7 protein-coding genes are annotated in these 7,394 nt (G+C 23.7%); all 7 read right to left on the reverse strand.

The features are described from left to right. Positions 1 to 30 precede the first annotated feature (30 nt). Positions 31 to 4,047, reverse strand: a complete 4,017-nt coding sequence (gene rpoB, locus GJT99_RS01575) for a DNA-directed RNA polymerase subunit beta (RefSeq protein WP_168893965.1) — start codon at positions 4,045 to 4,047, stop codon at positions 31 to 33. A gap of 98 nt (positions 4,048 to 4,145) precedes the next feature. After that, positions 4,146 to 4,511 carry a 50S ribosomal protein L7/L12 gene (gene rplL, locus GJT99_RS01580; protein ID WP_168893966.1) on the reverse strand — a complete coding sequence of 122 codons (366 nt, stop codon included), beginning with the start codon at positions 4,509 to 4,511 and terminating at the stop codon, positions 4,146 to 4,148. A 45-nt stretch (positions 4,512 to 4,556) separates the two neighbouring features. Continuing rightward, positions 4,557 to 5,045, reverse strand: a complete 489-nt coding sequence (rplJ, locus tag GJT99_RS01585) for a 50S ribosomal protein L10 (protein ID WP_168893967.1) — start codon at positions 5,043 to 5,045, stop codon at positions 4,557 to 4,559. 134 nt (positions 5,046 to 5,179) lie between these two features. Then, positions 5,180 to 5,881: a 50S ribosomal protein L1 gene (gene rplA / locus GJT99_RS01590; RefSeq protein WP_168893968.1), complete on the reverse strand. Its 702-nt coding sequence runs from the start codon at positions 5,879 to 5,881 to the stop codon at positions 5,180 to 5,182. A gap of 6 nt (positions 5,882 to 5,887) precedes the next feature. Beyond that, on the reverse strand, positions 5,888 to 6,316 hold the full coding sequence (rplK, locus tag GJT99_RS01595) for a 50S ribosomal protein L11 (RefSeq protein WP_168893969.1): 429 nt from the start codon (positions 6,314 to 6,316) through the stop codon (positions 5,888 to 5,890). Positions 6,317 to 6,384: 68 nt separating this feature from the next. Then, positions 6,385 to 6,930: a transcription termination/antitermination protein NusG gene (nusG, locus tag GJT99_RS01600; protein ID WP_168893970.1), complete on the reverse strand. Its 546-nt coding sequence runs from the start codon at positions 6,928 to 6,930 to the stop codon at positions 6,385 to 6,387. A gap of 1 nt (position 6,931) precedes the next feature. Next, complete coding sequence (gene secE, locus GJT99_RS01605) at positions 6,932 to 7,306, reverse strand: preprotein translocase subunit SecE (protein WP_168893971.1); 375 nt, start codon at positions 7,304 to 7,306, stop codon at positions 6,932 to 6,934. Between the last annotated feature and the right edge of the window lie 88 nt (positions 7,307 to 7,394).

Consider the following 7,394-nt stretch of genomic DNA (forward strand, 5'->3'; position numbering starts at 1 on the left):
AATTTTTTTATACTTTAAAGTAAGTATTAGTTATTTATTTTCTAAATTAATATTTAAACCTAATGAACGTATTTCTTTAAGTAATACATTAAAAGATTCTGGAATTCCAGCATCCATTTGGTGATTACCATCAACTATATTTTTATACATTTTTGTTCTACCATTTACATCATCAGATTTAATTGTTAACATTTCCTGTAAAGTATATGCTGCCCCATATGCCTCTAAAGCCCAAACTTCCATTTCACCAAATCTTTGTCCTCCAAATTGAGCTTTTCCACCTAAAGGTTGTTGAGTTACAAGACTATATGAACCTGTAGATCTAGCATGCATTTTATCATCTACTAAATGATTTAGTTTTAACATATACATATATCCAACTGTAACTACTCTTTCAAAAATTTCTCCTGTACGACCATCATATAATTTTATTTGTCCGGAAGTTGGTAAATTAGATAATTTTAATAATTCTTTAATTTCTTTTTCATTAGCTCCATCAAAAACTGGTGTAGCTATAGGCATACCTTTTTGTAAATTTTTTGCTAATAAAAGAATTTCATTATCAGTAAAATTTTTTAAATTTACATTTTGACGTATATTTTTACCTATACTATTATAGGCTTTGTTAAGAAATAAACGTATCTTTTCTATATTTTCTTTTTCTTCTAATAAATTACGAATTTTATTTCCAATACCTTTTGCAGCCATACCTAAATGAGTTTCTAAAATTTGTCCTATATTCATCCTAGATGGAACACCTAAAGGATTTAATACTATATCAACAGGGACACCATTTTCATCATAAGGCATATCTTCTACAGGACAAATTTTAGAAATAACTCCTTTATTACCATGTCTTCCTGCCATTTTATCTCCTGGTTGTACTTGTCTTTTAACAGCTAAATTTACTTTAATAATTTTTAAAATACCAGGAGCTAAATCATTTCCTTGTGTAATTTTAACTTTTTCTAATTCAATTTTCTTTTGAAAAGATTTTTTTATTTCTTTATATTTTTCAATAAAATTATTTAATTTTTTTTGATTTTTTTCATCTTTAATGGAGAGAGAAATAATAAAATTTATATCAAATTTTCTCATATTATCAGTGATAATATTCTTTTCTAACAAAAAATTTTTTATATTTAAAAGCATATTAATTTCAAAAATTTTTTGTTCAGTTAATAAATTTTTTTTAATTTGTTTAAATTGCATTTCTTCTATTTCTATAGTTCTTTTATCTTTTTTTACTCCATCTCTTGTGAAAATTTGTACATCAATAACAGTTCCATACATTCCGTTAGGAACTCGTAAAGAAGTATCTTTTACATCAGAGGCTTTTTCTCCAAAAATTGCACGTAATAATTTTTCCTCTGGGGATAATTGAGTTTCTCCTTTAGGAGTTATTTTACCTACAAGAATATCTCCATTTTTTACTTCAGCACCAATATATACTACTCCACATTCATCTAATTTAGATAAAGAAGATTCACTTACATTTGGTATATCAGATGTAATTTCTTCTGGTCCTAATTTTGTATCACGTGATATACAAGATAATTCTTGTATATGTATAGTAGTAAATTTATCTTTTTGAACAATTTTTTCAGATAATAAAATAGAATCTTCAAAATTATATCCATTCCATGGCATAAAAGCTACTCTCATATTTTGACCTAATGCTAATTCACCTAAATCTGTAGCAGGTCCATCAGCTAATACGTCACCCTTTTTTATAAATTCACCTAAGTTTACACATGGTGTTTGATTTATACATGTATTTTGATTTGATCTAATATATTTATCTAAATAATAAATATCTATATTATTATCAATAATATTATTTCTTTTGATAAAAATACGTGTAGAATCTACATATTCTACAATCCCAGAATTTTTAGCAATAATAGTTACACCTGAATCTATAGCTACAATTCGTTCCATACCAGTTCCTACTAACGGTTTTTCTGTTTTTAATGTAGGAACTGCTTGTCTTTGCATATTAGCACCCATTAATGCACGATTAGCATCATCATGTTCTAAAAAAGGAATTAAAGAAGCACCTACAGAAACAATTTGTTGCGTAGAAACATCCATATAATTAATTTGTTTTTTTTTAAAAAAACTTGCTTCTCCTTTATAACGACATGTAATAAAATCATCAATAATATGTCCATTTTGATCTATATTAGTATTAGCTTGAGCAATAATAAAATTACCTTCTTCTATAGAAGATAGATAACTAATTTTATTTGTAACAAATCCATTTTTTACTAATCTATAAGGTGTTTCTAAAAATCCATATTCATTTGTTCTTGCGTAAACTGATAATGAATTAATAAGACCAATATTAGGTCCTTCAGGTGTTTCTATAGGACATACTCTACCATAATGTGTAGGATGAACATCTCGTACTTCAAATCCTGCTCTTTCTCTAGTTAATCCTCCTGGTCCTAAAGCAGAAATACGTCTTTTATGTGTAATTTCTGATAATGGATTATTTTGATCCATAAATTGTGATAATTGACTAGAACAAAAAAATTCTTTTAAAGCAGCAGAAATAGGTTTTGCATTTATCATATCTTGAGGCATTAAAGATTCTAAATCTCCTAAAGATAATCTTTCTTTAACAGCTCTCTCCACACGAATTAAACCTATACGAAATTGATTTTCTGCCATTTCTCCAATAGAACGAATTCTTCTATTTCCTAAATGATCAATATCATCGATACTTCCGTTACCATTACGAATGGTAATTAGTTTTTGAATAACATTTACAATATCTTTTTTACTTAAAGTTCCAGGACCAAAAATATCTTTACGTAATAATGAACGATTAAATTTCATTCTTCCTACAGGAGATAAATCATAGCGATCTTCAACAAAAAAAAGTTTTTTAAATAAAAGTTCTGCTGCTTCTTTTGTAGGAGGTTCCCCTGGACGCATTATTCTATAAATTTCAACTAAAGCATCTAAACGATTAGTTGTATGATCTATTTTTAATGTTTCAGAAATATAAGGTCCATGATCTAAATCATTAGTAAAAATTGTTTCAATAATATTTTGATTATTAAAAATTTTATTAATAATGTCTATTGACAAAGAATGATTTGCTGAAATAATTATTTCACCAGTTATTTTATCTATATAATCTTTACTAACTATTTTACCTACCATATATTCTATTGGAATATTAATGTATTTAACATTATCATTTTTTAAATGATTAATATTATGTAAAGTAATTTTTTTACCTTTTTCTATATAAACAATATTATTATTTTTAATATCAAAAAATGCTGTTTCACCTCTTAATCTGTCTGGTATTAATTTTAATGTAATTTGTTTTCCTTTTATTTTATAGATATTTTTTTTGAAAAAAATATCTAATATTTCTTCTACATCATAACCTAAAGCACGTAAAATAATTGTAACTGGTAATTTTCTTCTTCTATCTATACGTACAAAAATATTATCTTTAGGATCAAATTCAAAATCTAACCAAGAACCTCTATAGGGAATAATACGAGCATTATATAATATTTTCCCTGATGAATGAGTTTTTCCTTTATCACTATCAAAAAAAACTCCAGGACTTCTATGTAATTGTGAAACCACCACACGTTCAATACCATTAACTATAAAAGTACCATGTTTTGTCATTAAGGGTATTTCACCCATATATACTTCTTGTTTTTTTATATTTTTAATAGATAATCCAGGTTTTTCTTTATCATAAACAATTAATTTTAATTTTACTTTTATAGAAGCTGCATATGTCATACCCCTAATATGACATTCTTTCATAGTAAAAAGTGATTTTCCTAAAGTATAACTTATATATTCTAATTTAGCATGACCACTATAACTAGAAATAGGAAATATACTTCGAAATGCAGCTTCTAAACCATATTGTCCAGTAGGATCTTGTGTTATAAATTTTTTAAATGAATCTATTTGAATAGAAAGTAAATATGGAATATTTAAAACTTGAGGTCTTTTTCCAAAATCTTTACGAATACGTTTTTTTTCAGTTTGAGAATAAACCATATGGTTCCTCAGTTATCTGATAAATTAAACAATTTAATTAAATTAATATTTATTGTATAAATATTTATAAAAAATTTTTTATTTATATTTTTATAAAATTATTTAATTTCTACCTCTGCTCCAGAAGTTTTTAATTTAGATTCTAAATCTAATGCTTCTTGTTTAGAAATAGATTCTTTTAATACTACAGGAGCTGATTCAACTAAATCTTTAGCTTCTTTTAATCCTAAATTCATAATATTTCTAACAGTTTTTATAACAGAGATTTTATTATTTCCTATACCTTTGAGGTATAAACTAAATTCAGTTTGTTCTTCTTTTTTTTCGTGTTGTTGATTATCTTGTTTATTTATTATTACACTAGAAACACCAAATTTTTTTTCCATAGAATTAATTAAATCCATTATATCCATAATGGACATTGATTCTATAGCTTCTATTATTTGTTCTTTAGTTATGGACATATTTATTTCCTAAAATAATAAGAATTTTGTTATAAATAAATTAATTTATTTTATATTTTTAATTGCGATTAAAACTCTATATAATTTTCCTATAGAAATATCTTTTATAATTAGTAAAAAACGTATAATAGCCTCTTTATATGTAGGTAATTCAGCTAAAAAATCAATATTTTCACTATTTATTATTTTATTATTAAATGATGCTGCTTTAATTATTAAATTTTCATCTAATTTACTAAATTTTTTTAGTAAACGAGCGGCAGAACCAGGATGTTTAAACGAATAAGCTATTAATATAGGCCCATGTATTAAAGAATCTAAACATTCAAAACTACTACCTTTGATAATTAATTTTAATAATTTATTTCTTATAATATTTACAATAACATTTTTATTTTTACTTTCTTTCCTTAATTTATTTAAATTGTTATTATTAACACCACAAAAATTAGCGATAACAGCTGATAATGCACGTTTATTTATTTTTCTTATTTTTGCAACAATCATCTTTTTTTTTTTTATATTTAATGACATTATAAGATTATTGCACTCCTAAATTTTTTATAAAATAAAAACTATTATAATTAATAGTATAACATTATTAAAATTTTAATTTTTATTAAAAATTATGACTATAATATATTTATTTTTTATTGTAAAGAAAAATTTTAATTTAATAAATTAATACAATCTTTAGTAATATTTAAAGATATCCCCATAGTAGAAGATATATATATTTTTTTAAAAAAATTATTCTTTAGTTGTACTGGTTTATATTTTTTTAAAATTTTTAGTAAACTTTTTAAATTTTCTTTAATTTTATTATTTTCAAAATTAATTCTACCTATAGTAGTATGAATAATACCATTTTTATCATTACGAAAATTAATTTGTCCGTCACGTATTTTTTTTACTATTTTATTAATATCATTTGTAATAGTACCTAATTTAGGATTAGGCATTAATCCTTTCGGTCCTAAAATAGGTCCTAATTTTGTAACTAAATTCATAGCTTCTGGAGTCGAAATAACTATATCAAAATTTTTTTCACCATTAGTAATTTTTATCGATAAATCCTGCATACCAACTAATTTTATTCCTAATTTTTGGGCTTGTATTGCTTCTTTACCATCAGCAAAAACTGCTATTCTAATATTTTTTCCAGTCCCGTAAGGTAAAGATACATTTCCTCTAATATTTTGTTCTGTTTTTTTAGGATTAATACCTAAAATAATAGCAATATCAACACTTTCTATAAATTTAACTTTACTTAAAGTTTTTAAATTATCAATAGCTTTTTCAATAGAAAATTGTTTTTTTACGTTTATATTTTTATATATAAATTTCATTCTTTTTGTTAATTTTATCATAATATTTTAATCCTTAACAATTAAACCCATTGATATAGCAGTTCCTTTTATAGAAGACATCATAGATTCAATATTAGTTCCATTCATGTCAACGTATTTTATTTCTGCAATTTTACGAATTTGATTATTTGTAATTTCTCCTATATGATCTTTTTTTGGTTTATTAGCTCCTTTTTTTATTCCTAAAATTTTTTTTATTAATGCAGATACTGGAGGAGTTTTAGTTATAAATGTAAAAGTTTTATCAACATAAATTGTAATAATTACTGGTATAGGAATGCCTTTTTCCAAATTATTAGTTTTTAAATTAAAATTTTTACAAAAATTCATAATATTTACACCATGTTGTCCTAATGCAGGGCCAATAGGAGGACTAGGATTAGCACTACCAGCTGGAACTTGTAATTTTACATAAGTTTTAATTTTTTTAATCATGAAATGTCTCTATTAATTAATAATTATAATAAAAAATATTTAAAGTATATCATTTCAAAAAGATTTTTTTATCCTTTTTCTACTTGTCTAAAATCTAAATCAACGGGAGTTGATCTACCAAAAATTGATACTGAAACTTTTAACCTATTTTTTTCATAATCTACTTCTTCTACTATGCCATTAAAATCAGAAAAAGGACCATCTTTAACCCTGATCATTTCTCCTGGTTCAAATATTGTTTTTGGTCTAGGTTTATTCCCAATTTTTTGTAAACGTTCTATAATAATATCTACTTCTTTATCACTAATAGGAGATGGGTTATCAGATGTTCCTCCAATAAAACCTAAAACTTTTGGTATACTACGTACTAAATACCAACTTAATTCTTTCATTATCATATGTATTAATATATATCCAGGGAAAAATTTACGATCACTTCTATATTTTTGTCCTCCACGTATTTCAATTATAGCTTCAGTAGGTACTAAAATTTTACCAAACAAATCTTTCATATTGTGTATTTTAATATATTTTTTTAATGATTTAACTACACGTTGTTCGAAACCAGAACGAGCTTGAATAACATACCATTTTTTTTGTAATGATTTATCCATTTTATGACCTTGTCCCAGTTAAATATGATATTATGTAAATTAAAAAATTATCTAATATATAGAGCATACATGATAATATTGTAACAATAAAAATTATAATTAAAGTTGTATACCAAGTTTCTTTATAAGAAGGCCATACAACTTTATAAGTTTCTATACGTGCATCATATATAAAAGATAATAAATTTTGACCTTTATTTGTAGATAAAATAATAAAACTAATTAAAATTAATATAAAAAAAGATAAAATTAAACGAATAAATAAATGTATTTTTTGATAAATAATATTATATACTATAATCGTAATTAATAGAATTATACTGATACACCATTTTATAAAACTTGTCATATTTTTTTTGAATTTTATAAGATTCATTATATTTTAACCAAAAAATATTTGTATAAAAATATACATAATATATATATATTAATTATATTGATAAATTTTAATAATAATTTTTAAA

Source organism: Enterobacteriaceae endosymbiont of Donacia cincticornis (genome assembly GCF_012568845.1).
Classification (GTDB): domain Bacteria; phylum Pseudomonadota; class Gammaproteobacteria; order Enterobacterales; family Enterobacteriaceae.

Bases quoted from the DNA above. Each gene is read 5' to 3' on its own strand.
- nusG (WP_168893970.1), bottom strand. From the start codon at position 6,930: ATGGATAAATCATTACAAAAAAAATGGTATGTTATTCAAGCTCGTTCT.
- rplK (WP_168893969.1), bottom strand. From the start codon at position 6,316: ATGATTAAAAAAATTAAAACTTATGTAAAATTACAAGTTCCAGCTGGT.
- rpoB (WP_168893965.1), bottom strand. From the start codon at position 4,047: ATGGTTTATTCTCAAACTGAAAAAAAACGTATTCGTAAAGATTTTGGA.
- rplA (WP_168893968.1), bottom strand. From the start codon at position 5,881: ATGATAAAATTAACAAAAAGAATGAAATTTATATATAAAAATATAAAC.
- rplJ (WP_168893967.1), bottom strand. From the start codon at position 5,045: ATGTCATTAAATATAAAAAAAAAAAAGATGATTGTTGCAAAAATAAGA.
- secE (WP_168893971.1), bottom strand. From the start codon at position 7,306: ATGAATCTTATAAAATTCAAAAAAAATATGACAAGTTTTATAAAATGG.
- rplL (WP_168893966.1), bottom strand. From the start codon at position 4,511: ATGTCCATAACTAAAGAACAAATAATAGAAGCTATAGAATCAATGTCC.